Below are 25,876 nucleotides of genomic sequence, written 5' to 3'. Positions count from 1 at the left end.
AGGGAACATAGTTAACACGCTAGACGATGAGGTGCGGCTGTATGTCCGAAACAGTACAGCGGCTGGAGCCGCTCGATCGACGACCACTGGCCGATCGGACCTGTCTCGTTACCGGCTCCTCGCGCGGGATCGGACGGGACATCGCCCTCGAGTTCGCACGTTGTGGCGCCGACGTCGTGGTGAACTACCGCAGTTCCGACGAGAAGGCCCGGGAGGTGGCAGAGCACATTCGGGCGAACGACGAGACGGCCATCGCCGTGGGTGCCGACGTCTCGGACCCCGACGATGTCGCCCGGATGGCCGACGAGGTACGCGCCGAACTCGGCGACATCGACGTCCTCGTCAACAACGCGGGGATCACGATCGACCGGAAGTTCGAGAACATGACCTACGAGGACTGGACGCGGGTTATCGAGGTCAACCTCCACGGGACGTTCAACTGTACGAAGGCGTTCTACGAGGACATCAAGACGGCCGACAAGGGGCGACTCATCAACATCTCGAGCGTCGTCGGCCAGCAGGGCAACTACGGGCAGGCGAACTACGCGACGTCGAAAGGCGGCCTCATCGCGTTCACTCGGACGATCGCCCTCGAACTCGCGAGACACGGCTCGACGGCCAACTGCGTCGCGCCCGGCTTCACCGAAACCGACATGCTCGAGAAGGTTCCCGATCGCGTCCGCGAGCAGATCCGGGACGATATCCCGCTCGATCGGTTCGCCGACACCGAAGACGTCGTCGGGATGGTGCGATTCCTCGCCGGCGACTACGCCGACTACATGACCGGCCAGGTCATCGGGATCAACGGTGGAATGGAGTGGTGACGCGCCGGAACGCACGGATCCGTTCACCGCGCTCCGCGTCGAGAACCCCGAGGCGAGGCAGTCCGGGAGCTATCGGCCCACGCCGTATTCGCCGCGTACCAGCGTCACCGTTCGAGGCGAGTCGCGTGCGACCCGTTCCGCCACGGACCCCGTGAGTAGCCGGGCCGGGAACGATCGGCCGTGACTCCCCATGACGACCTGGTCGTACCCGTTCGCGTCGGCGTAGTCGACGATCTCGGCCCCCGGGCGTCCGTACGCGGTCTCTGTCTCGACGTCGCCGCCCCGCTCCCCGGCGACCGCCGTCGCCGACTCGAGGATCTCCGCGGCGCTTCGCTCGTGTGCCGTGCGAATCTTCTCGAGATAGCCACCCGTCGTGTCCACGCGGGAGCGATCGAACGGGAGATCGATCACGTTCAGGAGCGTGTGGGCGGCGTCCGGGAACGTCTCGACGGCGTACGCGAGCGCGGCCTCGGCCTGGTCCGAGCCGTCGACCGGGACGAGGATCCGACCCGGAAGGTCGCGCTCGCGGATCGCCGTCGGCGGTTCGGGGACGATCGTCGTCGAGACGGGCGATCGGCGCACCACGATCTCGCTGACGTGGCCGAGGAACGGTCCCGCGACCGGCGACTCGCCGTGACTCCCCATCACGACGTGGTCGACGTCCGACTCGGACGCCATCGACAGGATCTCCGTGTGGGGCCGCCCGGTCCGCGTCGCCGTCCCGATCTCGCGGCCGCGGTCGTCGGCCAGGTCCGTCGCCCGCTCGAGGACCCGGTCCCCACGCGCCGCCGCGCGTTCCGCCGCAGGGTCGGACTCGCCGCTCCCCACGAAGCGGTCGGGCGACGGCTCGACGACGTGTAACGCGGTGACCGACGCGTCCGGAAACGAGGCGAAGCAGTACTCGAGGGCCCCGATGGAGTGGTCGGCACCGTCGATCGGAACGAGAACGTGTCGTGGCATGGATGTCCAGCGGGCGATCGAGACCGCCCGATCGATCGTTCGTCGACGATCGACAAAAAGACGGCTCTCCCACGGCCCGCGCAGGCTCCGTTCCGCGTCGGCGGTCGGCACCGTCGGGATTTACCACCGTCACCGACGAACGACAAAGTGGAGATGTCCCGATCGATCCTCGTCCCACACGACGGTTCGGCGCACGCACAGGCTGCACTCCGGTACGCCATCGAGACGTTCACCGACGCGCGCCTCGTCCTCTTTCACGCGATCGACCCGTTCGAGGTGAGCCCCGACCAGGAAGCGCAGTTGCCGCCGCTCACCGAGGAGTGGCTCGACGAACAGCAGGCCGAGGCGGACGACCTCTTCGAGGCGGCGCTCGCGGACGTCGAGACGGGTGGGGCGACGATCGAGACCGACTCCGCGGTCGGGTCCCCGGCCCAGACGATCGTGGCCTACGCCGAGGACCACGACGTCGACGCGATCGTCATGGGGAGTCGCGGGCGGACCAACGCCGCCGAGTTCCGACTCGGCAGCACCGCGGAACTCGTCGTCAGGCGCGCGAGTGTGCCGGTGACGGTCGTCCGGTAGCGACGGCGCTCGAACGGCGATCGGCGACCGGCCGCGCCAGTTCGACGGTCGTCACGCCACCTCGTCGCGGACGACGGTGACGGTGACCGGCGCCCGGCTAACGACGAGTTCGGCGGTACTGCCGAGCAACAGTCGCGTCGGGCCCGATCGGCCGTGACTGCCCATCACGATCGCGTCGACGTCGTGATCCTCGGTGTAGTCGACGATCTCCCGCGCCGGGTCGCCGATCGCGGACTCGGTCGAGAGATCGGCGTCGTGGTCGGCCGCCAGGTCGCGCGCCTCGTCGAAGATCCGTTCTTCCTCTTTCTCGGCGCGCTCGTACCACGCCTCGGAGCCGTGGGGCGGTTCGGTCATGACGTCGACGTCGATCGGAGAACTGTATCCCGGATCCGCGGGATCGATCACGTGGAGCGCGACGACCGATGAATCGTCGTACGCATCGAAGGCGTGCTCCAGCGCCCTGTTCGACAGGGGCGACCCGTCTACGGGAACGAGCAGTTGGCGGGACATCGAGTCGACGTACGTCCCGTCGCCCCAAAGTTCTATCCGCACACGGGCCGGTCCCGTGGTGCCCAGCTTTATTTCGACTGGCGTGGAAACCCGACACGTATCGACCGCGCGGCCGGCCGGGTGATCGGCCGGGCGACCCGCGCGCCGAGATCGAGCAGTTCCACTACTGGTCCCACTATGAACTACAAAGACTTCGTCGGACAGGTACAGCACAGGCTCGAGTACGCGCAGTTCGGGCAGGCCGTCCGGGCAACCCGGGCCGTCCTGACCACGCTCGGCGAGCGACTCCAGTCGGGGGAGGCGACGGACCTCGCCAGCCCGCTCCCGATGGAGATCGATCGCTACCTGACCGAGGCCGAGCACGGACAGCGCTTCGACTACCAGGAGTTCCTCGATCGCATCGCCGAGCGCGGGGGCGGCGATCGGGCGGACGCCAACTACCAGGCCCAGCAGATCGTCGCCCTCGTCGCCGAGGTGGTTCCGGCGGGGAACGTCGAGAAAGCCGAGGCCCAGTTGCCCGAGGACTTCGATCCGCTGTTCGAACTGATCGAGGCGGACGCGGAGTGAGCGGTCCCGCGTGAGTACCCAGCGCGGACCGCCGGGACCGATCGCCCGCGTGCCCCGGTCGAAAGCGGCCGCCCGCGAGTGGTACAGCGCGCTCAGCCGCTGGTACGACGCGGTCGCCGACCCGTTCGAGGCACCGGCGCGGACCGCGGGACTCGAGTTGCTCGACGCCGCGCCGGGCGAGCGCGTCCTCGACGTCGGCGCGGGGACCGGAACCGCCCTCGTTTCGATCGCACGGGCCGTCGGTCCGGACGGGACCGCCGTCGGGATCGATCTCGCGGACGGGATGTGTCGCGCGTCGCGACGGGCGCTCGCGGCGGCCGGACTCGATCGCGGCGTCGTTGTCACGGGCGACGCGACGACGATGCCGTTCGCTGACGACGCCTTCGACGCCCTGTTCGCGAGTTTCGTCCTCGAACTGTTCGACACGCCGGAGATTCCCGCCGTTCTCGCGGAGTGGCGACGCGTCCTCGACCCGGCGGGGCGGCTCTGTGTCGTCTCCCTGTCCCGCCGCGGGGCCGGGCCGGTCACGTGGCTCTACGAACGGGTCCACGACCTGGCCCCGACCTACGTCGACTGTCGGCCGATCTACGTCCGCGATACGCTTCGCGAGGCCGGGTTCCGGATCGTCGACGCGCGGGACGAGAGCGTCTCGCGCGTCCCGGTCGAGGTGGTCCTGTGTCGACCCGCGTCGGATCGCGACGACGAGCGGGAGCGATCGGTCACGCGGACGCCGCGCCCGCGGGCGTCAGTCAGCGGCCGGGGCACCCCGGACCAGCGTGACCGTCAGCGGCGATCGGCGCGCGACCCGCTCCGCCACCGATCCCGTGAGTAGCCGGGCCGCGAGCGATCGGCCGTGGCCACCCATGACGATCTGGTCGTACCCGTTCGCGTCGGCGTAGTCGACGATCGCCCGCGACGGCGTCTCGGCCGCGGTCTCGGTCTCGATCGTCGCGCCGAGTTCGTCGGCCAGCGCCGCCGCCGACTCGAGGATCGCCTCGGCGCGCTCCTCGTGGTCGTGCAGGAGCTCTTCGAGGTAGGTGCCCTCGACCGCCTCGCGAGGGCGATCGAACGGGAGGTCCATGGCGTGGAAGGCGGTGTGTGACGCGTCGGGGAACGTCTCGATGGCGTACGCGAGCGCGGCCTCGGCCTGCTCGGACCCGTCGACCGGAACCAGGATCGATCCGGGGAGGTCGCGCTCGTCTATGGATGCCGTCGTCTCGTGAACGACCGTCGTCGTGACCGGCGCGCGTCGTACGACGGCTTCGCTGACGTGCCCGAGAAACGGATGGGTGAGCGGCGATCGGCCGTGGCTCCCCATGACGATGTGATCGGTATCACGTTCGGTGGCGACCGCGAGGATCTCCGTGTGCGGCGACCCGGTCCGCAGGAACGTCTGGAGGTCGCGGCCGTGCTCGGCGGCGCGGTCGGTCGCACGGTCGAGCGCCTGCTCGCCGCGGGTTTCGGCGCGGTCGAGCGGTGACTCGGTGGCACCGACGGTCGCGTCGCGATCGGACGCTGGATCGACGACGTACAGCGCGGCGAGTTCGGCGTCGGGGAACGACGCGAGGCTGTACTCCAGTCCGGCGAAGCCGTGATCCGAGCCGTCGATCGGAACGAGGACGTGCTGTGGCATGGGAAATCCACCTGTACCGGTGGCGAGCGGTGCTCGCTCGGATCGACTTCCACGCCGATCCGCATAAAGGCGGAGCCCCGCGGCCGCCCGAGGCCGGCCCGCAGCGACTGCACAGCGCCGCGGATCGCCATCAAGGAAGGGGACGGCCAGCCCTGGCCGACCGATCGGGTCCGTTAGCGAACGATCGTCACCGGCATCGGCGACCGCCGGGTGACCGTCTCCGCGACGCTGCCCAGCAGGACCCGCGAGACGCCCTTCCGACCGTGGCTCCCCATGACGATGTGATCGACGTCGTGTTCGTCGGCGTAGTCGAGTATTTTCCGACGCGGCCGCCCGGTCTCGACGGCCGTCTCGAGGATCGTCGTCGAGACGGCGTCCGTCTCCGCGAGTCGATCGCGGGCCCGCTCACAGAGGGTCTCGCCGCGCTCGCGCGCTCGATCGAACGCGGCGCCGTCGTAGTACCCCCCGTCCATGCCCGCGTAGACGCCTTCGGCGGGGTCGACGACGTGTAACACGGAGATCTGCTCGCCGGCGTACTGTTCGAGGGCGTGATCGAACGCGGCCCACGACGGATCCGATCCGTCCAGGGGGACGAGTACGTGCTTTGTCATACCGGAACGGACGGATCGAATCCTCAAAAGACCGACCGTCAGTCCGACGCGGTGAGAAGAGCGACTCCGCGTCCGATCCGAATCGACCGGTCCCGGCGGGCACGCGCGGCGAACACTCCGGATAGCTATACCTGCACTTTTTTTATCGTCCGGGTTGTGGCGACCTACCATGACCATGAAAGGGCTTCGCTGGGTCCAACTCCCCGAAGACGAACGAAACGAGTTCCTCGGAATCGGGGGAACGGGCGTCCTCTCGTTCGCGACGACGGTGGACGAACCGCCGTCCTCGTTGCCGGTTTCGTACGGCTACTTCCCGGAGGCCGGCCACTTCTACTTCCGGCTCTCGTTCCCGCCGGGAAGCAACAAAGACGAATTCGTCGAGAACCCGGTCTCGTTCGTCGTCTACGGCGAAACCGACGACGGGTGGCGAAGCGTCGTCACCACGGGATCCCTCGAAGAACTGGCGGAGCTACCGGAGGAGTCCGGAGCCGTCCAGGGAATGTGGGCGGTATCGATTCCGACGGTCGAAATCTTCGATCGGCCGCGATCGGAGGTCGAGTTCCACGACTTCCGGCTCGTACCTGACTCGATCAACGGGCGCAAAGAACCGATGTGAGCTGGGAGAGAGAACTGCAGACGTGAGCCGGGAGAGAACTGCAGACGTGAGCCGGGAGAGAACTGCAGTCACGGGATCGGGAGCGGCGGTGATCGATCGCATCGACGCGGCCGTCTCATACGGTTTACTGTAAGTCATTTCCGGCGCAACCGCGATCCGGGCGGCGGTTGCGCCGGTAAATCGGTACAGCAATCCGCCTCAGTCGTCTGCCTCGAGTTCGGCAACGGGGGCCGCGTCGCGCTCGGCGGCCCGCTCGTCGAGCCACGTTTCGGCGTCGAGCGCCGCCATACTCCCGGTCCCGGCGGCCGTGATCGCCTGCCGGTACTTGGGGTCCATCACGTCGCCCGCGCCGAAGACGCCCTCGACCGCGGTCTCGGTCGTCATCCCCTCGCTGGTCAGCAGGTAGCCGTCGTCGTCGCGATCGATCGCCGTGTCCGCGAGGAAGTCCGTGTTGGGGACGTGGCCGACGCCGTAGAAGATGCCGCCGACGTCGACCTCCTCGCGCTCGACCTCGAGACCGTCGTCGAGTTTGTCCTTCGGGTGGCCCTCGGGATGGCGCACCAGCGTCGCGCCGGTGACGCCCTCCTCCTGCGAGCCGTGGATCTCGAGCAGTTCGGTGTTCCAGCGGAAGTCGATCGTCTCGTGTTCACGGGCGCGCTGGGCCATGATGTCCGACGCACGCAGTTCGTCGCGCCGGTGGACGATCGTGACGCTGTCGGCGAACTTCGCGAGGAAGAGCGCCTCCTCCATCGCGCTGTCGCCGCCGCCGATCACGAGCACGTCGTCGCCGCGGTGGAACGCGCCGTCACAGGTCGCACACGTCGACAGGCCGTAGCCCATCAGTTCGTCCTCGTTCTCGGCCCCGACCCAGCGGGCGCTCGCACCGGTCGCGACGATCAGGGCGCGCGTCCGGAGCCGATCGCCGTTCGAGAGCACGAGTTCGAACGGCCGCTCGTCGAGGGCCGCGTCCTCGACGGTCCCGTGGACGAACTCGGCGCCGAAGCGTTCGGCCTGGTCCTTCCCGTTCTGGATCAGTTCCATGCCGCCGACACCCTCGGGGAACCCGAGGTAGTTCTCGACCTCGGTCGTCAGCGTCAGCTGGCCGCCGGGCTCCGGCCCTTCGAGCACGATCGGCTCGAGGTCGGCCCGGGCGGCGTAGACTGCGGCCGAGAGGCCGGCGACGCCGGAGCCGACGATCACGACGTCGTGAACGGTCGTGGAACGATCTGTGTCCGTATTCATTCGTTCGTGTATCCCTCGATCATGTTCCGGAGGCGGTCCGCCGGCAGGACGCCGGTGTGCTGTTCGACCTGTTCGCCGTCCGCAAAGAGCACGAGCGTCGGGACGCCGCGGACGCCGTAGGCACCCGCGAGCTGCTGGTTGGCGTCGACGTCGACCTTCGCCATCACGGCCTCGGTCTCCTCGGCGAGACCCTCGATGACCGGCTCGAGCATCTTGCACGGTCCGCACCAGTCCGCGTAGAAGTCGACGAGCACGACGTCGTGCTCCGCGACGATCCCGTCGAGGTGGTCCGCACCCTCGACGTGGACTGGTTCGTCGGTCGGGAGATCGGAAGATCCGGAGTGTGCATCAGTTGCCATCACTCCCCCGTACGAACTGGTAGCGTTTAAAGGTTTTGTATGTATTGTACAATACCGTGGAGGCGGCGCGATCGTCGTACCGGGCAGAGACAGGAGTACGGGAACTTCCCCTGTCCGCGGGCGCGTCTCGAACACCATCGTCGAGACGGCGGGTCGGGTCGCCGGGACGACGCTGGTATCGATTCATTTTTGATCGCTACCTGTGACGGATATCGTGTTGAGATCGATGACACAGGTGGTCGAACGCGGACTCAGGTGCTCGATCCTCGCCGTATTCGTCGCTGGCTGTCGCCGGCGAGACCCGGCAGCGATCGTGAACGCGCTCGTCTCGCTCGCCGCCACGTACCTCCCCGGGTTCGTCGAACGGTGGTACGACGTCGAGTTCCACCCGTGGCAGCGCGTGTACGCGGAGACCGCGATGGTCACCCACGCCGCCGGGATGCTCGGTCCGTACGACGACGTCTGGTGGTGGGACCACCTCACGCACACCCACTCGGCGACGCTGCTCGGCGGTCTCACCTACGTCGTGTCCCGCCGTCGCGACCGCGATCCGCGGCCGCGGGTCATCGCCGTCGTCGTCTGCGCCGGAATCCTCTGGGAGGTCGTCGAGTACGTCATCCACGCCACGGCCGATCGCCTCGGCCTCGAACCGGTGCTCGTCTCCTACGGGAAACGGGACACCGCGCTCGACCTCGTCTTCAACCTCGTCGGCGCGCTCCTCGTGCTCGCGTTCGGCGATCGCGTCCTCGAAAACCTCACCTGATCTGGGTAGGCGAGCGACCTCGGACGCCGACCGCGACTACGCCGGGACGGACAACCGCGCGACGTAGCCGATCGGCGTTCCGTCCCGCTCCTCGAAGCGAAAGCCCTGCCGTTCGGCCCGTCGCCGGAGCTGACCGGCCCTGACGAAGTGCGGATCGGGGAGCAGTTCGCCGACGACGAGTCGACCGCCGGGTTTCAGGACGCGGCGGAGTTCGGCGAGCGCACGCTCCTGGTCGGGAATCTCGCCGAGAACGAGCACCAGGTAGGCGGCCTCGAAGCTGTCGTCGGCGTACGGGAGGGCCTGGGCGTCCCCGCCGACCGGTTCGACGTTCCGACGGTTCGCCTCCTGCAGTCGCGTCTGCAGGTGTTCGACCATCGCCGGCTGCACGTCGGCCGCGTGGAGGGTCCCGTCCGGTTCGAGCGATCGGGCGACGGGGAGCGTGTAGTAGCCCGTTCCCGGGCCGACCTCGAGGACGCGCTCGCCCGGCCGCGGGCCGAGCAGGTCGCGTACCCGAGAGCGCGTGATCACCGGTCGCGGAAGATCGATCCAGCGCCGTTGCGAGTAGGGACACGGGGACGGATTCCGTCGCCAGTGGAGGGCGAACGCGATTCCGGCGACGACGAGCCCCAGCAGTCCGAGGAGCCGCCGAGACGGGTGTCGTGAGAGCATCGTGGTGGAGGTTTTCCGTGACGGGGCTAAGGCCTTGGCCTCGGTAAGCCGATCGCGGCCGATCGATCGCAATTCGACGCCGGCGATCGCTCGATCGCAGTTCGACGGCACCGACGGCCCGAACGACTTGCTGTCGCTACCCAAAGAGTGATTCCACCCGCACCTGTATTGTGCGCTATGTCCTATACTCTAAACAAGCAGGTCGCCGGCGAGTTCGACGACGTCGTCACCGAAACGATCGACGCACTGGAAGACGAGGGGTTCGGCGTGCTCTGTGACATCGACGTCCAGGCGACGCTCGAGAAGAAACTCGGCGAGGACTTCCGGCAGTACCGAATCCTGGGCGCGTGCAACCCCGGACTGGCCCACGAGGGTCTCGAGGCGGACGTCGAACTCGGCACCCTGTTGCCGTGTAACGTCGTCGTCTACGAGGGCGACGACGGCGACGTGGTCGTCAGTGCCGTCGACCCCCAGACCCTGCTCGGTATCACGGAGACACCGGCGGTCGAACCGATCGGTGAGGACGCCCGCGATCGGTTCGAGGCGGTCTTCGGCCGTCTCTGATCGGGGCCACCTGAATCGTCATCGAACGACGCTCCCGAGAGATCCTGGACGATACTGGCGTGACTCGACCGGAATCGAGGACCGCGACCGGCCGCAATCGGGATACCCGATTGTGACGAAGGGAGAGATAGCATGACGCAACGGGGGAGCGATCCGTCGATCGGCGATCGACCGCGGCGGACGGGACGCGTGACCCGCCGAAGCGCCCTCGAGAACCGGCCCGGATTCGACGTCTGGGGCTTCCTGCTGTTCTCCCACGGCTGGACGTGGCTCTGGTGGAGCGTCCCGATCGTCGCCGGCTGGCACGTCTTCCAGTTTCCAGGGGTCGTCTTCCTGCTCGTCGGCGGGATCGGCGTCACGATCGGAGGGATCGTCATGGCCTGGCAGATCGGCGGCCGGGCCGGCCTCGCGGACCTGTGGCGGCGACTCGTCGACGTGCGGCTGATTCCCGGCCGCTGGGCCGCAGTAATGGTGGCGCTCTGGCCGGCGCTCGCGCTGACCGGGGCCGGCCTCGCGATGGTCGTCGACGGCACGAGCCAGCCGCTGAGCGCGGCGCCCCTGCTGGAACTGCTGGGCGAACCGATCGCGCTCGCGGGAACGCTGGCGGCGATCTTCCTGCTCGGCCCGTTCCACGAGGAGATCGGCTGGCGCGGCTACTGGCTCGATCGGCTCCAGATGCGTTTCAGCGCGCTGACCGCCAGCCTCGTCCTCGGCCTCGCGTGGGCGGCGTGGCACGCGCCGCTGTTCCTGATGGTCGGCTACTACAGTAGCTGGGACTTCGCGCCGGACCCGACGTGGTTCGCGTTCAATGTCATCATCGGCGCGGTGCTCTACACCTGGCTGTTCAACAACGCGAACCGGAGCGTCCTCGCCGCGATCCTGTTTCACTTCGTCGGCAACGCGACCGGCCAACTCCTCGAGCTTTCGCCGACGGCGGATCGCTATCAGACCGTGGCCACGACGGCCCTCGTTCTGCTCGTCCTGCTCTGGTGGGGGCCAGCGAACCTCCGCCGGGGGGCCGATCGGCCGCGACCGCCGTACTGATCGGGCGCCGAAGTGGTGGGTTCGCCGTGGAACGGGTCGTCGATCCGTCGGTGCAGGCGTCTCGGTCACCGCAGATCGGCCCCGGCGAGCACGCCCAGTACGTGCTCGCGAAGGACCGCCGTCGCGAGCGATCCGGTCACGTGCCCCTTCTCCACGACCGCGAGCGGCAGTCCCGCGTAGCTCGGCCGCTGCCGATCGAACTCGACGATCCGATCGTACCGCGCGAGCAGGGGCTCGCAGTCGGCCGCGTCGACGGCCGCGAACGGGTCCTCGAAGTCGAGCACCTCCCGCAACCGGTCCGGTCGCCTGCGGGCCGCCTCGCTCGCCAGTTTCCGATAGATCGACGAGACGAACAGGTCCCCGAGCGCGGCGCCGGCGAAGATCGGCACGTAGCGATCGATGGACTCGAAGCAGACGCGGTGGAGGTTCACTGCCCAGCCGCCGAGGCTGATCCCCGAGGCCACGACGGGACCGTCGGTTCGCTCCCGCGCGGCCGCCGCGAGCGCCTCGACGAGTGCCGCCGACGCGGCGAGCATCCCGACGAAGTTCGCGAGATCGCCCATCGCCCGGGCGTACGCCCGACTCGATCCGTCGTGGAACGGAGCCCGGACGGCGACGACGTTCGCCGGCACGGCTCGATCACCGGCGACGAACAGCCGCCGGAACGAGTTCGAACTGACTCTCCCGAAGTCGAACGGTCGCTCGCCGCTCCCGTGGTGATAGACGAGCGTCGGATCGTCGGGACCGCGCCACTGCCAGGGCATGTACGCGGCCTCGAAGTCGCCGATCGGCGTCTCCACGGTCACGTCGTGCACGCCGGCACGAGAGAGGTCGCTGGCGTCGACGCTGGCCGACGATTCGGCCGCGACCTCGACGATCGGCGGTGACTCCAGGCTTCGTGCGAAGAATTTCGCGTCCCGAAGGAGCAACCCGCTGAGCGCGATCGTACCGACGTCGATTGCCTCGTGAACGTTCATCGTCGTCGCGTACGGACCCAGCACCGTTAGTGGTACCTCTCGCACCGTGTCGCTGGAGTTCGATCGACGATCCGGAACCGGTACCAGAAACTGCTCGAAGCCGACGACGAGACGGCCGAGTAGCGACGTTTGGAAACCAATCGTCGACGACAAGGGTCTCCTGATCGATCACCCCGACACGGGGATCTCGACGGTCGATCGACTCAGTCCCGGCGCGTCCACGGCGCGAGCGGCGCACCGGTCGTGATCCGATCGGCGGCGACGTATCTATCGTGAGCGACGCAGGCGGCGGTCGCGAGGACCGCAGCGCCGATCCCGGCGACGCCGACGGGCGCGATCAGCAGTTCGCCAGCGCCGGTGAGATAGAGCAGGGAGAACCAGCCCACGGCGTTAAACGTCCCGTGAAAGAACGTGGCGGCGAGGACCGATCGCGCGCGGACGGTCAGGTAGGTGAACACGGGCGACGCGGCGACGGTCCAGACGGTCATCACGGCCACGCCGACGATCGGTGCCGCCGGAAAGTTGTGTCCCTGGAGGATTATCGGCGCGTGCCAGATCCCCCAGACGACGCCCGTGACGGCCGACAGCCGCCAGAATCCCAGGGGAGCGAGTTCCGCGAGCAACAGTCCGCGCCAGCCCAACTCCTCGCCCAGCGCGGCGAGCGCGTTGATCGTGAGCCCCGCCACGAGACCCTGCACGACGAAGAGCACGATCGGGGGGACCGGAAGTCCCTCGAGGACGGCGATCGAGTCCTCGATCTGCTCGGCCGTGAGGCCGAGATCGGCGAGGAAGGCGGCGTAGTCGGTCGTCAGCGAGACGCCCGGAATCGCGAGTCCGACGCCGATCGTCGCCGCGAGGAGTCCGATGGGGGCCACCCAGGCCAGGGCGACCCATCGAAGGCGACCGCGGGCGAGCCCACAGCCGGCCCGAACGGATTCCCCGTTGCGTCGCTGGACGACGATCGCCGAGATGGCGGGCGCCCACATGAACACGACGACGACGAGGACGGTCCCCAGCGTCGACGCCGGATCGATCCCGGCGAGAAAGAGTCCGATCGCGCCGGTCCAGGAGATGCCGAACGCGAGCGCCAGAAACAGGCCTACTTTGCGACCGTCGACGGCTGTCGTCATGGTGGATACTGTGAACGCGACTGTCATAACTGTGAACAGTTTCGATCGGACGGCTCGGTCGAAGCTTCGTCCAGCGATCGTCCTCAGTAAACCAGGCGATCGCTGCGCATCCTTGCGACGCAACGGAAGTCGTCTTCGAGAAGGGAGCGCGTCACGACGAGTTCGTCGGCGGGGAACTGGGGGAAGCGCGACCCGTCCAATCGCGACGGGAGACGAGATACGCGGCCAGCACAGCGGTGACGATCCCGACGGGAAGCCCGCCGAATATCATCGCCGTCGCGAGGCCGACCGCCTGCGTCCAGAGAACTGCCATCGCGAGTCCACCACCGCCGACGAATCCGCCGATCGCCGCGACTGTCGTCCAGAAGCGTCGCGCCGTTCGCTCGGTGACCTGGCCCGCGGCAGCGCGTTCCTCCCAGTAGGTGACGCCCAGATACGTGAGCGGGGCCAGGGCGATTCCGACCACGAGTCCGGCGGGAAGTCCCAGCATCGCGGACGGCCAGACGTACGGGGCGAGCGCTTCGGTCACGCCGATGCCGACCGCGAGAAAGCCGAGGACGCCGACGAGCAGACTGCCCGCGATCTTGAGTACGGTGTTCATACGTTCTAGACGTCGACTGAGAGTATATCCCTGCTGGATAATTCTCGATTACGGAGAACGTTCGGCTACCACCACCGTCCAGCGAGCAGTACGAAACACGCCGCGTACTACCCGTCTTCCAGGAACTCGACGACCCCCCGTATTCCGTCGACGCGGATCCGATCTCCGGTGTCGATCTCGCGAGTCGCTTCGGCGGCGACGACCGAGGGGATGCCGTACTCGCGGGCGACCAGCGAGCCGTGAGTCATCACGCCGCCAACGTCGGTCACCAGTCCGGCCGCGTTGAGAAACAGCGGCGTCCAGCCGGGGTCGGTGTGTGGCGCGACAAGGATCTCGCCGCGTTCGAGCGCCGCGTCGCCCGGATCGTGGACGACGCGGGCGACCCCCTCGGCGATCCCGTCGGACGTCGGCGTTCCGACGAGCCCGTCGACGTCGGTGTCGGCCGCCGCTCCCCGAGGGATCTCCCCGTCGCTCGCGATCACGCGAGGGGCACGTAGCTGGCGATTGCGACGGTGCTCGGCCCGACGGGCGTCGAGGTCGACGTCGATCGGCTCGGCCGGGGACGCAAGCGCCGACAGCAACTCGTCGAAGTCGTACAGCCAGACGTCCGCCGCGTCGTCGAGGCCGCCCTCGCGTTCGAGGTACTCGCCGGCCGCCAGCACCTGGTGTCGCGTCTCGTCGAGGAGTTGCGAGAGGGCGTACTTCGGCGTCTCCCGCATCGAGAGGTAGCTCCGGTACCGCGCCGCGAACGGGCGGACCAGGCGCCGGCGGATCGAGCCGAAGGCGGCCTGGGCCGCCCTCCGTTCGAGGCGTTCGATCGCCGCCTCGGCCTCGGCTTCCAGCCGGTCGACGCGTCGACGATGGTCGCCTCGCTCGCCCGTCTCGAGCGACGCCCTGACGGTCTCGAGCAACGGCGACGGATCCTCGCGGTATCGCGGTCGGCTGAACTCGATTTCGGCGGGTGCCCTGAATCCGTACTCGTCGAGGAAGTCCTCGAACGCGGCCACGAACGCCTCGCCGCCCTCCACCTCGCGAATCTCCTCGAGGTCGCGCCCGTCCGAGAGCGCTTGCTCGACTGCGGGACGGTCGCGGGCCACGTCGGTGACGTCGCCCAACTCGAGCATCATCGCGGTCGTGACGTTCTCGCGGAGGCCTCGTCCGAGTGCCTCGAACTCCTCGTCTGCGCCGGGACAGAGTCGCTTCAGGGCGGCCCGATAAACGTAGACGTTCCACAGCTTGAACGCCTGCGTCACCCCCTCGAAGGCGATTTCCTCGTACGTTTCGAGCAGTATCCGGATGCGGTCGCGGTGCGTTTCCCCGCCGCGAACGCCGCGTATCAGCCGTTCTGCAAGCCGATCCGCCCACTCGCGACTCCGTCGTGGCACTCCCTCGTACGACCTGCTCACCAGCCCGCGAACGATCGCCAGGATCGACCGTCCGACGGCAGGGAGGAGCCGTCCTGCAGTCGAGAGCGTTCGTGTCGGCGAGACGCCACGGAGTAGCGAGATGTCGGCGAGTTCGTCGCCCCGTCGCTCGCGAACGTCCTCGAGCGGGGGGATCGCCGCCCGGTCGACCTCCTCGAGGGAAGCGAACAATCGGGCGGAGAGACGATCGGACCGGACGAGCGGGGTCACGTCCATGTAGACGATCCCGCCGGCCGTCGTAGAGACCGGACCGGTCGGCAGGTCGTAGCCGACGACCCGTCCGAGCGTCGTGGCAGTGACCCGTCGCCAGTAGTCGGCGACCAGCGGCGGCATCGACTCGGTCATTCCCTGTCGGTGGTTGAAGCTGTAGTAGACGTGCAACGCGTCGTCATCCGGTGGTGGCGACGGGACCGGGAACAGCGTGGTGATCGGCCGGGACTGCAACACCCACAGCCGACCGTCGGCGACGGACCACTCGACGTCCTGGGGCGTATCGAAGAGACGTTCGATCGCGTCGGCGTAGGAGACGAGCGTCGTCACCTGCTCGTCCGAGAGGACGCGCCCGCGTTGAGAGTCGCCGCTTCGACCGTCGTTCGACTCGTCGCGGTCACCGACGCGGTACTCGAGGATCTCACCGCTCTCCCGGTCGACCCGGACGTTGTCCGCCGTCACGGTCCCCGAGACAACCGACTCGCCCAGTCCCGCGGCCGCGTCGATCGAGGCGACCGTCCGCCTGCCGGAGGTCGGGTCGGCCGTGAATAACACGCCCGAGGCGTCCGCGTCGACCATCCGCTGGACGACGACCGCCATCGAGACGTCGCCGTGGGGTACGTTGTTGGTCGCCCGGTAGGCGACCGCGCGATCGGTGAAGAGGCTCGCCATGCACGCGGAAATCGCGTCGAGAACCGCCTCGAGTCCCTCGAGTTCGAGTTCCGTCTCGTGCTGGCCCGCGAACGAGGCCGACGGGAGGTCCTCGGCGGTCGCGCTCGATCTGGCGACGTAGACCGCGTCGTCGTCGACCGCGGAGGCGATCGCCTCTCGGACGTCCGCGGGGAGCGGCCGCTCGCGGAGACGATCCCGCAACTCCCCAGCGAGCGCCCGCTGTCGGCCGGTCGCCGTCGGATCCACGTCCTCGAGGTCGGCGATCAGCGCTTCGATCTCCGCGTCCGCAACGAGGCGGTCGTAGACGGCCGTCGTCACGCAGAAGCCGTCCGGAACGGGCAGTCCCGCATCGATCAGTCGCGCGAGGTTCGCCCCTTTCCCGCCCGTAAGCGTCGCGTCCGCCGTGGCCGCCCCCGTTAACGGGAGTACCAAGTGTTTCGGCTCGAGCGTCTCCATACGTCAAATACGCGGGGTCGATGGGTAAAGCGAACGGAACCGCCCGCGATCGGCGCTCGGCGAATCGTCTCGAACGGGTCGGCGACGGGGATTGCGAGGAACGCACCGTCCACGCCGGCCATCGTGAGCACCTGGGCGGCAACGTTCCCACCGAGACTGATTCCAATTTCAAGATCGTTCTCTCGGCTGCGAGACGAAGGGGCGGCGATCCGATGGCCCCGCGAATCAGCCAAAGTCGGCGTACCTGGAGGTGATCGGATCTCTCTCGATCAACGAATCGTCGCTGTACGCTCCCATGTGCTCCCGTAATCTCTCGACGTCGAAGGGATCGCCGTGTGCCGGATAGACCCGTTTGGCGCCGCTACCGAGGATCTTCTGCCAGCTTTCGTAGTACTGGTCGACGTCAGTGATGAATATCGTGTGATACTTGATCCCGGCCCAGAGCGGCCTGCTCATCGCCGCGTCGCCACAGAAGAGCGTGCCATCGTCCAGGAGGACGGAGATCGAGTCCGGGGTGTGTCCCGGCGTTTCGAGGATCGTCCCGTCGATTCCCAGTTCGCGCAACAGTTGGTCGTCGTCACCGTCGACCAGCATATCGTCGTCACGAAGCGTGACGGGTGGGAAGGTCAGGTCCCACTCGGGGGTCAGCCACGATCGCACTTTCGCCAGATAGTACACCCGTCTGTTCAGTAGCCCGCCGCCGGATCTGTCGTTTTCACCGGCCTGCAACAGGTCTTCCGCGGCTTCGTGTGCGATCACGGTCACCCCCTCGAGCAGTTCGTTCGCGAAGCCGACGTGATCGTCGTGGTGGTGGGTCAAGAGCAGGTACTCGATCTCGTCGACGGCGACGCCGGCGTCCGCGAGTTGCGCCAGGAAGCTCCGGTACTCCCACTCGTACCCGGTATCGATCAACAGGTACCCCCGATCGGCCTCGAGCAGGTAACAGTTCGTCGCTCCTGGCGATAGTTTGATCCCCATCACTTCGCGGGTCGGGTCGTCCGTCACTGTTCGTCACCCCCCGTGTGCGGGAACAGCACGGTCAGCACCGCAAGCAAGGCAAGCGCCGACAGCGCAACGGTCAGCCAGCCGGTGAGGACCGGCAACAGCGGCACCAGAATATCCCGCGCGAGTCCCCACCAGAGTCCCAGTAGCAGGACCGCGACGCCACCCAGTGCCGCGCGCGATCGGACGGACGTGCGGGCGAACGGTTCGAACCGTCGATCGCCCGATCGGAGCCCGCGGCCGAGTCGCCAGACCAGTCCAGCCGACGCGAGGCCGGCGACGCCCACCATCACCCGAGCGCCGGTCGCGAACCGCGAGTACGTCCGGCTCATCGCCACCGAGGACAGACCTCGCGCCTCGGCCCACGCGCCGACCACGTCGGACAGGAACCGCTGGGCCCGCTCGCTGTTGGTGAGCACGACGATGCCGTCGCCGGTCTCCGGGACGCAGTGGTAGTGGCTGAGCCAGCCGGTGTGCTGGCCCCCGTGCCACACGGCCCGCTGTCCGTCGGGGAGCGTCTCGACGAAGTGCCCCAGTCCGTAGGCATCGGCGACGAGGGCGTAGAGGCCCGACGTCTCCACGGCCGGGGTGTGGATCTCCGCGACGCTCTCGGGCGCTATGACGCCCCGGCCCTGCGATTCGCCTTCGGGGCCCGTCGTCGCGGCCGCCACGAAGCGGGCGAGGTCATCGGCCGTCGCGTACAGCCCGCCAGGAGCCTTGACCGGGTCGACGAAGACCGGCCCACGATCGCCATCTAGCATGTAGCCGGTTGCAATCGTGGACGCCACCTCCTCGTCCCAGGTGAACGTGGCGTCGTCCATCCCCAGGGGCTCGAGGATTTCCTCCTGCATGTACGTCTCGTACTCGCGGCCGGAGACCTCCTCGATCAGGAGCTCGAGGAGCACGAACCCGGCGTTCGAGTAGCTGAACTCGGTTCCGGGCGGCTGTTCGAACCGGGCGGCCGATTCCAGCCCTTCCCCGTCGAGCACCTCCTCGGGAGCGGGGCGCTCCTCGCCCGGTGCGTACAGTTGCTCCTCGTCGGGCAAACCCATCTGCAGGCCCGACGTATGGGAAAGCAAGCGCCGCACCGTAACCGCCTCGGTGTCGAACTCCGCCTCCGGGAGCTCCCACCGCGTGACGTGGCGCTCGATCGGATCGTCCAGTTCGATTTCGCCCCGTTCGACCAGGTTCAGGACTCCCCACGCAGTGACCGACTTCGTGATCGAGGCGGCCCGGAAGACGGTCTCGGTCGTCGTCGGGCGCCCCTCCTCGCGGTCCGCCTCGCCGTAGGCCCCGATCCACGTCACCTCGCCGTCCTGCACGAGGGCGATACACGCCCCCGGGACGTCGTAGTGCTCGAGCAGTTCCGGGACCCGATCGTCGAAGTGGGCCGGCAACGAGTCGGCGGTCGCGTCTCCCCCGCCAAAATCGAGACAGCCGGCGAGCGGGCCGGTCAGTCCGGCACCGATCGCCGCGAGGTACCGGCGGCGCGTACCGTTCGGAGACACGTCAGGACGGCACCTCCGCACCGCCGACAGAGCGTCTCATAGTAGACGATCGGGCGAGGAGAGACAAATCCGTTTACGGGATTCCTGAACGGTAGGAATTACCGACTCGAGTGTCGTCGCCGCAGACCGTCAGCGCACGCTCGATCGACGACGGTCGAACCCAGCGCCCGAACGGCGTCGCGCGACGCTGCGGCGACGTCAGGCGGCGCAGTTGTTCGGCCCGAGTTCGAGTTCCGTCGCCTCGTCCGGATCGTCGAGGTCGTCTCGGCCCGTGTTGAGGTCGATCACGCGCTCGTAGTTCGGCGGCTTCTCGGGCGTCTGGTCGGTGAGCCGATCGACGAACGCGTCCTCGTCCATTCCCAGCAGGTCGAGGTCCTCGCGGAGGTCGCCGAGACGGGCCGCGATCGGGTCGCCCGGGGAGCCGACCTCGTACCGCCCGTTCGTTGCGACCGAGACGTGGCCCGGGAGGATCCGCACGTCGTCGGGGAGGTCGAGGATCGTCTCGTGGAGGGACTCGTACAGCAGTTCCGCGCCGGTCGCCGCGTCCTCGTCGCCGAACTGGAGTTCCGTCCGGCCGACGGACTCGACGAACAGCGTGTCGCCGGTCAGCAGCGCCTCGCCGTCGACGAGGTAGTTCACCATCTCGGACGTGTGACCGGGCGTGTGCAGGGCCTCGATCTCGACATCACCCACCTCGATCGTCTCGCCGTCGGCGAGCGGGTCGTACTCGTGGGCGACGTCGCGGTCGCTGGCTCGCTCCCCGAGGTGGTAGGGGACGCCGAGCGTCTCCGCGAGCGTCGGCCCGCCGGAGATGTGGTCGGCGTGGACGTGCGTGTCGAGGACGCGCTCGATCGTCAGCCCGGCTTCTTCGGCGGCGATCTTGAACTGGTCCGTCTGTCGGGTCGCGTCGACGACGACCGCTTTTGCGGCCGATTTCGACCCGACAACGTACCCCAGACACCCCTTCGCGCGCCGCTGGAGTTGCGCGATAACGAGGTCGTCGTTGCGGGTGTCGATCGGGACGGCCTCGTACACCGTACTCCAGTCTTCCATCCCGCCCTTGACGACCGAGACGTCGTCGTACCCGTGTTGCTCGAGTTCGAAGCTGAACGGGGTCGAGGTGAGCCCCTTGCCGCAGATCGCGACGACGGGCTTCCCGTTCGTCACCTCGTCCACCTGGTCCAGTGTCTCCTCGTCGAGGTCGTCGTCGGGACCGTACGGGACGTTTTCGGCGCCGGGAACGTGCCACGCCTCGTAGCTGTCCTCCGGTCGCGTATCGACGAGCGTGAACGACTCGCCTGCGTCGAGCATGTCGGCGAGTTGCGCCGGTTCTATCTGGTTCATAATTGGGCCACTTACACAAGACAGTTCGACTACGGACGGGCATAGCTCCGCTCCTTGCAAACGCACCGCCGATTCGTGCCGTGGAACGCGAATCGAACGCGGAATCCGCACCCGATTCGTGGCGTCCGATCGCCCGGTACCGTGACCCGGCCCCCGTCCGGTCACCCGATACCGCGACCCTGCCCGGCTACGTCGACTCGGACGTCGACAGTAGCGATCGAAACACCCGCTGCTGGGCCTTCCGGAGGTGCTGGTGGAACGTCGCCGAAGCGATATCGAGCGATTCGGCGACGGCTTCGCCGGAGGCGTCGCGAGGCCACTCGAAGAAGCCCGCGTGATAGGCGGCTTCGAGGGTCGCCCGCTGGCGATCGGTGAGATCGGTCGTCAGAACCTGTCGAACGCGTTCGGCCGTATCATCGTGCCGAGTGATCTGACGGTGCTTCAGCAGTTCCGCATCGGGATAGGCGCTCTGCACGGCGTCGATAAGGTTGCGGACGTCCGACCCCGGGGCCACGTGGAGCGTCATCCGATAGTCGCCGTCTTCGATGACGACGTTCTCGACGGAGCCGCCCAGCGAGGCGACCGTCGACAGCACCGGCGGTTCGGAGAGGCGGAGTTCGAACTTCGGTTTCCCGCGATCGGTCCGGAACGTCACGCCCAGCCAGTGCGGGAGCGCCTCGACGAGTGCCCTGACGCTGTCGACCGCGTCCGGGGTCGCGCTCCCGTAGACGAGGTACTCGTCGTCCTCGATGGGGACCGTGTGGTCGAGCGTGATCGTCCCCGTCGTCGGAACGCCGACGTCGAGCGCGCCGAAGACGTCGCGAATGCGAAACTGGAGTTCGACGACCTCGTCGCTCATCAGCGCCCGCTTGCGTTCGGTGGCGGCGATGGCGTGTCCCACCACTTCCCCGAGCTGGCTGATCACCGCTCGCTCCTGTCCTTCGAACGCGTTCGGCCGCTCGGCGTAGACGTTCAACACGCCGTAGACGGTGTCCTCGTGGACGATCGGGATGGCCGCCGACGAGCGGAAGCCGTACTCCTCGATGTGGCTCCGCCAGGGGTCGTGTCTGGTATCGGCGCGAATGTCCTGTGTGGTCTGGATTTCGCGCTCCAGGATGGCCCGGCCCGTGGGCCCCTTGCTTCGATCGTCGTCCGGGTCTGCGGAGATGGTGATCCCGTCGAGGTACCCTTCCACGCCGGCCTCGGCCCGCATCGTCACCGTCTGCGAGGCGACGTCGACGTCGCCGATCCAGGCGAACAGGTACGACTCCGCCGCGGCGAGGTGCTCGCAGACGACCTGCTCGATCTCCTCGCGCGTGGACCGGGCGATGACCTCGTCGGTAATGCTTCGGACGACTGCGTTGAGATCGTTGAGGGCGGCGAGTTGCTCGCGCTGGCGATCGAGTTCCCGCTCGCGATTCTTTCGCTCGGTAACGTCCTGGGACATCGCCATGCCGGCGAATACCTCCCCGCTCTCGTCGGTCACGGGAACCACCCAGAACTGCAGCGTCCGGTCGGCGTACTCGACCTCGAACGATCGCGTGTCCCCGTTCAACGCGGCCCGGTAGTGTGGTTCGAGCAGTTCGATCTCCTCGGCGGTGCTGCGGTCGTATAGCGTGTTGCCTATCGTGTCGTCCGGGGAGACGTCGAACGCCTCGTAAAGCTCTCCGCCCGCGATCAGGTAGCGGAAATCCTCGTCGAACAACGCGACGATGCCGTTCGGGAAATTATCCACGAGCGTCTGGTACCGGTACTCTGACTCCTCGAGTTTGCGCTCGCGCTCTTTCTGTTCGGTAATGTCCTGTGACATCCCGATGGCAGCGAAGACGTTCCCGTCGTCGTCTCGAACCGGAATGAAATGGAACTGGTAGACCCGGTCGTCGATCGTGTCCTCGAACTCGGACATTTCGCCGTCCAGAGCGGCCTCGTAGCGCGGGACGACGACCTCCGCAATCTCCCGTGGCAGTGCGTCACGAAGGGGAGCGCCCTCGAGATCACCTCGCGTCACGTCCGTCTCTCCCTCCGGCGCGCCGCCGAAGGTAATATATCTGAGGTCCTGGTCGACGAGGGCGACGGCGCCGTTGGGGAAGTGCTCGACGAGCGTCCGGTAGCGGTTCTGGTACTTTTCGAGGTCGCGGTCGAGGAGGTCGCGGTCGCGACGAACCTCCCGCTCGCGCTCGCGCCGATCGGTCATGTCCCGCGTCACTTTCGCGTAGCCCCGCAGGTCGCCGTCGTCGTCACGGATGGCGGTGAGGGTGACGGTCGCCCAGAAGCGGGAGCCGTCCGCCCGCACGCGCCACCCCTCGTCCTCGATCGATCCCTCGTCGGCGGCGGCCGCGAGGTTCGCCTGCGGGACGCCGGCCTCCCGATCGGAATCGGTGTAAAACGTCGAGACGTGTTCGCCGAGCACGTCGTCGGCCGCGTAGCCCTTGATCTGCTCCGCGCCGGCGTTCCAGGTCCGGACGTGACCGTCCGGGCCGAGCATGAAGATCGCGTACTCCTCGACCGCATCGACCAGCGATTCGAACTGCGTCCGGGTACTGTTAGTCGACGCTTACGGGCATCCGGGTTCTATGGGAGAACTACGCTGACCGCCGCGATGCGGTCGGAGTGTACACCGAGATGACTCGATTCATACGCGAACGGACGGGAACGGCCGCAAGAACGGCCGGTCCGAGCGTGATCGATCGCGACCAGTCGGTCGAGACGGGCCGTCGACGGATGACGATCGACGTCCTCACGGGGCGAGACGGGCCGGTCGAACTCGCGGATCTGGCAGCGGGGATCGCCGCACGCGAGAACGGCATCGACGACACCGATGGGAAGACTGTCGCGTCCGTCGCCCTCGCGCTCCACCACGTTCACCTCCCCAGGATGGACGACTGGGGGCTCATCGACTACGATCCGGCCGAAAACCGCGGTGAGTCGTGCCCCCGTCGGCGCGACGTCCGACTCGAGTAGCGTCTCGGTCGATTTCGTCGTCTGTCCTCCGTCGCACTCTTCGAACACGATCGAGTCCGCTTCCGAAACGAACGACGGTTCTCGAGACGGGTCGCCGTCACGTGAGCTGTTCGTCCGTCGCGCGATCGTCTCGAGACGCCGGTGTGGCCGCCTCGTCGCCGCGGATCACGGCGTACCCCCCGAGGACGAACACCACGCCCGACAGCAGGAAGGCGACGTCCCAGAGGAGGACGCTCCCGGGCCCGGCCGGCCAGACGTGGTGAATGCCGAGAAGGTGGTGATTCACGAGCCCCTCGATCAGATTGAACACGCCCCAGCCGACGATCACCGATCCGACGAGCGTTCGCCCCGACCGGGGAACGGCCGGCCGCCGCCAGGCGCGGACGAGCAGGGCGATCCCGGCGATCGTGAAGAGATACGTCCCGACGTGGAACAGCCCGTCGGCAAGCACGTTCAGCCGCAGGCTGGCGACGGACGTCGGCGCCGTCCAGGCCGACAGCATGTGGTGCCACTGCAGGAGCTGGTGGAGCACGATCCCGTCGAAGAAGCCGCCCAGGCCGATTCCGAGGACGATGCCCGCCCGAACGAGCGGTTTCGCCCGCTCGCGAAGGCCGAGCCACGTGTCTGCTCGCTGAGCCATGCTAGCCGATCGCGGGTACGTGGAAAAGCGTGCACTGCTGTCTAGTGCAAGCGGGCCCGCCGAACGAGTTCGGGGGCGTCGGAATGCCGGGCGGGAGCCGGCGCTTCGCCATGACGACTGCCGTCTGGCGAGCCGCCGATCGAGGGGAACGAACGAACGCCGGGGCCCGCGTCCGGACCGTCACAGGTGGCGCTCGAGGAACGCGATCTGCCGGTCGACGACCCGTTCGAACACGTCACCCTGGTAGACGTCGAAGTGACCGACCGGCAACCGGAGTCGCTCGACGTCGTCGAGTTTCGAGGCGAGTCGTTCGACGGTCCAGGGCGGGACGATGGTATCTTGCGCCGCCTCGACGACGAACGACGGACAGGAGACGCCGTCGGCTGCTGCGATCGGTCGGTACGACGGGACGGTCGCCAGGATGCGCCCGGGACACTCGTTTCGAAACGTCGCGTCGTCCGGCACGATCGACTCGAATCCGGGCTTCGCGTCCGGCGTGTTCAGGGCGGCGAACGCGTCGGGGTCGCCGACGATCGGGACGTAGTAGGGGCCGCGCCCGAGTGTCGCCCGCGCGAGGTCGCGAGCCGCGCCGGCGATCGCTCCGCGGACGTACGACGCACCGCCGCGCCGGACCAGGGCACCCGTCGTCGCGAGTCCGTCGGTGAACGGTACCTGGGCGACGATCGCGGAGATATCGGGGTCGCGAACCGCGGTCGCGACGACGTGGCCCCCGCTGAACGACGTCCCCCAGAGCGCGATCCGATTCCCGTCGACGTCGGGGCGCGAACGGACGTGTGCGACGGCAGCGCGCCAGTCTTCGAGGTGACGCCGCGGGCTGATCAGGTTTCGCGGCGTCCCGTCGCTGTCGCCGAACGTGCGATAGTCGAAGACGAGGGCCGCAACGTCGCGTTCGGCGAAGCGACGCGCGAACGCCGGCAGTCGCCACGTCCGTTCACCGCCGAACCCGTGTGCCAGCACGACGATCGGCGGCTCGTCGACACCGGTCGGTGCGTACAGTGCGCCGCGACAGGTTGTTCCGCTACTCGAAAACGAGATCGGCGTCTGCTGAACCATCGGCTCGTTCGTCGCTACCACCCGGTCGACCGTAAATCGTGCACCGCGTCACGCGTCTTCGACCGCCTCGATCGCCTCCTCGAACCGATCGATCGGTTGCGCGCCGGCGAGCGCCTCGCCCGCCTCGGTCTCGGGGTCGAAGGCGAGGAACGCCGGCGTTCCCGAGATGCCGAACGAGCGGGCCTGCGCCGCGTTCGCATCGATCTCCTCCTCGTACGTCGACCGACGCTCGTCGAGACAGGTCGCGAGCGCGTCGGCGTCGACGCCGGAGACCGATCGCGTGTACTCGACGAGGTTGTCGGCTGCGGCCCAGCCCGAGTTCTTCTCGCCCTGTTCGTCGAAGACCGCCGCGTGCCAGTTCCAGTACGCCGAGCGCTCGGTCTCCTGAACCTGCTCCCACACGCACCTGCTGGCGACCGCGGCGGTCATCGAGTCCCCGCCGAAGAACGGAACCGTGACGAAGACGACCCGAATCCGCCCCGGGTCGACGTACTCCCGGACGAGGTCGGGGAGCGTCTCCCGTTCGAACTGCGCGCAGAACGGACACTGGAAGTCCGTCCAGTAGTAGAGGTCGATCGGGGCTTCCGGCGATCCCATGATCGGTTTGCCGGCCAGTTCGACGCCGAGAGTCGACGTCTCGTCGCTCGCGTGAAACTCCGGCGACAGGCCGTGAGACTCGTCGTCGTGAGACTCGTCGGATCGCGTGAGATAGTACGCACCGCCGGCGCCGACCGCCACGACTGACCCGGCGAGGAAGGCGCGACGGGAAGGCTCGTCGAAGGACATCAGTTGTGCTCGCGGTGACGTTCACGCCACTGGACCGTAACGGAATCGCCGATTTGCTGGCTCAGCAAATCGGTCCCCAAAGCGACTCACACTGGCGGGCGGCAGTTGCTGACCCGGCAAATCGCCGGGGACGATTTAGTCCCGGGG

The 25,876-nt window shown here is 67.8% G+C and carries 27 protein-coding genes; 9 read left to right on the top strand and 18 right to left on the bottom strand.

Going from position 1 to position 25,876, the window contains the following annotated elements; translation table 11 throughout:
• Nucleotides 1–41 precede the first annotated feature (41 nt).
• Nucleotides 42–824 (top strand): 3-oxoacyl-ACP reductase family protein, encoded by a 783-nt coding sequence (locus tag MUN73_RS06010; protein ID WP_250139521.1) that lies wholly within the window; start codon nucleotides 42–44, stop codon nucleotides 822–824.
• Nucleotides 825–893: 69 nt separating this feature from the next.
• Here the strand turns inward: MUN73_RS06010 and MUN73_RS06005 are convergent, their stop codons facing one another.
• Entirely contained in the window at nucleotides 894–1,784 is an 891-nt protein-coding gene (locus MUN73_RS06005; protein WP_250139520.1) for a universal stress protein, read from the bottom strand.
• Between the two features lie 153 nt (nucleotides 1,785–1,937).
• Here MUN73_RS06005 and MUN73_RS06000 point away from each other — a divergent pair, with 153 nt between their 5' ends.
• Complete coding sequence (locus MUN73_RS06000; protein ID WP_250139519.1) at nucleotides 1,938–2,366, top strand: universal stress protein; 429 nt, start codon at nucleotides 1,938–1,940, stop codon at nucleotides 2,364–2,366.
• Nucleotides 2,367–2,417: 51 nt separating this feature from the next.
• On the opposite strand, the gene MUN73_RS05995 is transcribed toward MUN73_RS06000, so the two are convergent.
• Nucleotides 2,418–2,876: a universal stress protein gene (locus tag MUN73_RS05995; RefSeq protein ID WP_250139518.1), complete on the bottom strand. Its 459-nt coding sequence runs from the start codon at nucleotides 2,874–2,876 to the stop codon at nucleotides 2,418–2,420.
• A gap of 177 nt (nucleotides 2,877–3,053) precedes the next feature.
• On the opposite strand from MUN73_RS05995, the gene MUN73_RS05990 reads away from it, so the two are divergent.
• Together MUN73_RS05990 and MUN73_RS05985 are read left to right on the top strand one after the other, a co-directional pair.
• Nucleotides 3,054–3,443, top strand: a complete 390-nt coding sequence (locus MUN73_RS05990) for a DUF2267 domain-containing protein (protein ID WP_250139517.1) — start codon at nucleotides 3,054–3,056, stop codon at nucleotides 3,441–3,443.
• 10 nt (nucleotides 3,444–3,453) lie between these two features.
• The gene (locus MUN73_RS05985; protein ID WP_250139516.1) at nucleotides 3,454–4,275 is read left to right on the top strand and encodes a class I SAM-dependent methyltransferase; all 822 of its coding nucleotides are present in this window, start codon (nucleotides 3,454–3,456) and stop codon (nucleotides 4,273–4,275) included.
• On the opposite strand, the gene MUN73_RS05980 is transcribed toward MUN73_RS05985, so the two are convergent.
• Nucleotides 4,189–5,076 carry a universal stress protein gene (locus MUN73_RS05980; protein ID WP_250139515.1) on the bottom strand — a complete coding sequence of 296 codons (888 nt, stop codon included), beginning with the start codon at nucleotides 5,074–5,076 and terminating at the stop codon, nucleotides 4,189–4,191. The genes MUN73_RS05985 and MUN73_RS05980 overlap by 87 nt on opposite strands.
• Nucleotides 5,077–5,249: 173 nt before the next feature.
• Nucleotides 5,250–5,687 carry a universal stress protein gene (locus MUN73_RS05975; protein ID WP_250139514.1) on the bottom strand — a complete coding sequence of 146 codons (438 nt, stop codon included), beginning with the start codon at nucleotides 5,685–5,687 and terminating at the stop codon, nucleotides 5,250–5,252.
• A 175-nt stretch (nucleotides 5,688–5,862) separates the two neighbouring features.
• Here MUN73_RS05975 and MUN73_RS05970 point away from each other — a divergent pair, with 175 nt between their 5' ends.
• The gene (locus MUN73_RS05970) at nucleotides 5,863–6,303 is read left to right on the top strand and encodes a pyridoxamine 5'-phosphate oxidase family protein (RefSeq protein WP_250139622.1); all 441 of its coding nucleotides are present in this window, start codon (nucleotides 5,863–5,865) and stop codon (nucleotides 6,301–6,303) included.
• 198 nt (nucleotides 6,304–6,501) lie between these two features.
• Here the strand turns inward: MUN73_RS05970 and MUN73_RS05965 are convergent, their stop codons facing one another.
• Nucleotides 6,502–7,545 (bottom strand): NAD(P)/FAD-dependent oxidoreductase, encoded by a 1,044-nt coding sequence (locus tag MUN73_RS05965; protein WP_250139513.1) that lies wholly within the window; start codon nucleotides 7,543–7,545, stop codon nucleotides 6,502–6,504.
• Entirely contained in the window at nucleotides 7,542–7,904 is a 363-nt protein-coding gene (gene trxA, locus MUN73_RS05960) for a thioredoxin (protein ID WP_250139512.1), read from the bottom strand. The genes MUN73_RS05965 and trxA overlap by 4 nt, the downstream gene beginning before the upstream one ends.
• Before the next feature lie 226 nt (nucleotides 7,905–8,130).
• Here trxA and MUN73_RS05955 point away from each other — a divergent pair, with 226 nt between their 5' ends.
• Nucleotides 8,131–8,667 (top strand): DUF2238 domain-containing protein, encoded by a 537-nt coding sequence (locus tag MUN73_RS05955; protein ID WP_250139511.1) that lies wholly within the window; start codon nucleotides 8,131–8,133, stop codon nucleotides 8,665–8,667.
• 36 nt (nucleotides 8,668–8,703) lie between these two features.
• Here the strand turns inward: MUN73_RS05955 and MUN73_RS05950 are convergent, their stop codons facing one another.
• The gene (locus MUN73_RS05950) at nucleotides 8,704–9,480 is read right to left on the bottom strand and encodes a class I SAM-dependent methyltransferase (protein WP_250139510.1); all 777 of its coding nucleotides are present in this window, start codon (nucleotides 9,478–9,480) and stop codon (nucleotides 8,704–8,706) included.
• 33 nt (nucleotides 9,481–9,513) lie between these two features.
• On the opposite strand from MUN73_RS05950, the gene MUN73_RS05945 reads away from it, so the two are divergent.
• Together MUN73_RS05945 and MUN73_RS05940 are read left to right on the top strand one after the other, a co-directional pair.
• A complete protein-coding gene (locus tag MUN73_RS05945) occupies nucleotides 9,514–9,900 on the top strand; it encodes a DUF302 domain-containing protein (RefSeq protein ID WP_250139509.1) in 387 nt (128 codons plus the stop codon).
• 132 nt (nucleotides 9,901–10,032) lie between these two features.
• The gene (locus MUN73_RS05940; RefSeq protein ID WP_250139508.1) at nucleotides 10,033–10,944 is read left to right on the top strand and encodes a CPBP family intramembrane glutamic endopeptidase; all 912 of its coding nucleotides are present in this window, start codon (nucleotides 10,033–10,035) and stop codon (nucleotides 10,942–10,944) included.
• A 65-nt stretch (nucleotides 10,945–11,009) separates the two neighbouring features.
• Here the strand turns inward: MUN73_RS05940 and MUN73_RS05935 are convergent, their stop codons facing one another.
• The 8 genes from MUN73_RS05935 to MUN73_RS05900 form a co-directional block, all read right to left on the bottom strand.
• Nucleotides 11,010–11,921, bottom strand: coding sequence for a hypothetical protein (locus MUN73_RS05935; protein ID WP_250139507.1), 912 nt, complete (start codon nucleotides 11,919–11,921; stop codon nucleotides 11,010–11,012).
• Between the two features lie 203 nt (nucleotides 11,922–12,124).
• Nucleotides 12,125–13,051: a CPBP family intramembrane glutamic endopeptidase gene (locus MUN73_RS05930; RefSeq protein WP_250139506.1), complete on the bottom strand. Its 927-nt coding sequence runs from the start codon at nucleotides 13,049–13,051 to the stop codon at nucleotides 12,125–12,127.
• Between the two features lie 151 nt (nucleotides 13,052–13,202).
• Nucleotides 13,203–13,652 (bottom strand): DUF8147 domain-containing protein, encoded by a 450-nt coding sequence (locus MUN73_RS05925; protein WP_250139505.1) that lies wholly within the window; start codon nucleotides 13,650–13,652, stop codon nucleotides 13,203–13,205.
• A gap of 107 nt (nucleotides 13,653–13,759) precedes the next feature.
• Nucleotides 13,760–16,414 carry a PEP/pyruvate-binding domain-containing protein gene (locus tag MUN73_RS05920; protein WP_250139504.1) on the bottom strand — a complete coding sequence of 885 codons (2,655 nt, stop codon included), beginning with the start codon at nucleotides 16,412–16,414 and terminating at the stop codon, nucleotides 13,760–13,762.
• 225 nt (nucleotides 16,415–16,639) lie between these two features.
• Complete coding sequence (locus MUN73_RS05915; protein ID WP_250139503.1) at nucleotides 16,640–17,419, bottom strand: MBL fold metallo-hydrolase; 780 nt, start codon at nucleotides 17,417–17,419, stop codon at nucleotides 16,640–16,642.
• Nucleotides 17,416–18,924: a serine hydrolase domain-containing protein gene (locus tag MUN73_RS05910; RefSeq protein WP_250139502.1), complete on the bottom strand. Its 1,509-nt coding sequence runs from the start codon at nucleotides 18,922–18,924 to the stop codon at nucleotides 17,416–17,418. The genes MUN73_RS05915 and MUN73_RS05910 overlap by 4 nt, the downstream gene beginning before the upstream one ends.
• Nucleotides 18,925–19,122: 198 nt before the next feature.
• Nucleotides 19,123–20,271, bottom strand: coding sequence for a rhodanese-like domain-containing protein (locus tag MUN73_RS05905; protein WP_250139621.1), 1,149 nt, complete (start codon nucleotides 20,269–20,271; stop codon nucleotides 19,123–19,125).
• A 184-nt stretch (nucleotides 20,272–20,455) separates the two neighbouring features.
• Nucleotides 20,456–22,753 carry a bacterio-opsin activator domain-containing protein gene (locus tag MUN73_RS05900; protein WP_250139501.1) on the bottom strand — a complete coding sequence of 766 codons (2,298 nt, stop codon included), beginning with the start codon at nucleotides 22,751–22,753 and terminating at the stop codon, nucleotides 20,456–20,458.
• A 137-nt stretch (nucleotides 22,754–22,890) separates the two neighbouring features.
• Here MUN73_RS05900 and MUN73_RS05895 point away from each other — a divergent pair, with 137 nt between their 5' ends.
• Nucleotides 22,891–23,229, top strand: a complete 339-nt coding sequence (locus tag MUN73_RS05895; protein WP_250139500.1) for a DUF7344 domain-containing protein — start codon at nucleotides 22,891–22,893, stop codon at nucleotides 23,227–23,229.
• 97 nt (nucleotides 23,230–23,326) lie between these two features.
• Here the strand turns inward: MUN73_RS05895 and MUN73_RS05890 are convergent, their stop codons facing one another.
• The 3 genes from MUN73_RS05890 to MUN73_RS05880 form a co-directional block, all read right to left on the bottom strand.
• Nucleotides 23,327–23,869 carry a DUF2243 domain-containing protein gene (locus tag MUN73_RS05890; protein WP_250139499.1) on the bottom strand — a complete coding sequence of 181 codons (543 nt, stop codon included), beginning with the start codon at nucleotides 23,867–23,869 and terminating at the stop codon, nucleotides 23,327–23,329.
• Between the two features lie 180 nt (nucleotides 23,870–24,049).
• Nucleotides 24,050–24,943, bottom strand: a complete 894-nt coding sequence (locus MUN73_RS05885) for an alpha/beta hydrolase (protein ID WP_250139498.1) — start codon at nucleotides 24,941–24,943, stop codon at nucleotides 24,050–24,052.
• 48 nt (nucleotides 24,944–24,991) lie between these two features.
• Nucleotides 24,992–25,729, bottom strand: coding sequence for a DsbA family protein (locus tag MUN73_RS05880; RefSeq protein ID WP_250139497.1), 738 nt, complete (start codon nucleotides 25,727–25,729; stop codon nucleotides 24,992–24,994).
• Between the last annotated feature and the right edge of the window lie 147 nt (nucleotides 25,730–25,876).

Source organism: Halosolutus amylolyticus (genome assembly GCF_023566055.1).
GTDB classification, from domain to species: domain Archaea; phylum Halobacteriota; class Halobacteria; order Halobacteriales; family Natrialbaceae; genus Halosolutus; species Halosolutus amylolyticus.
The sequence above is the reverse complement of the archived record's forward strand: the minus strand, read 5'-3'. Positions and strand labels throughout refer to the sequence as shown.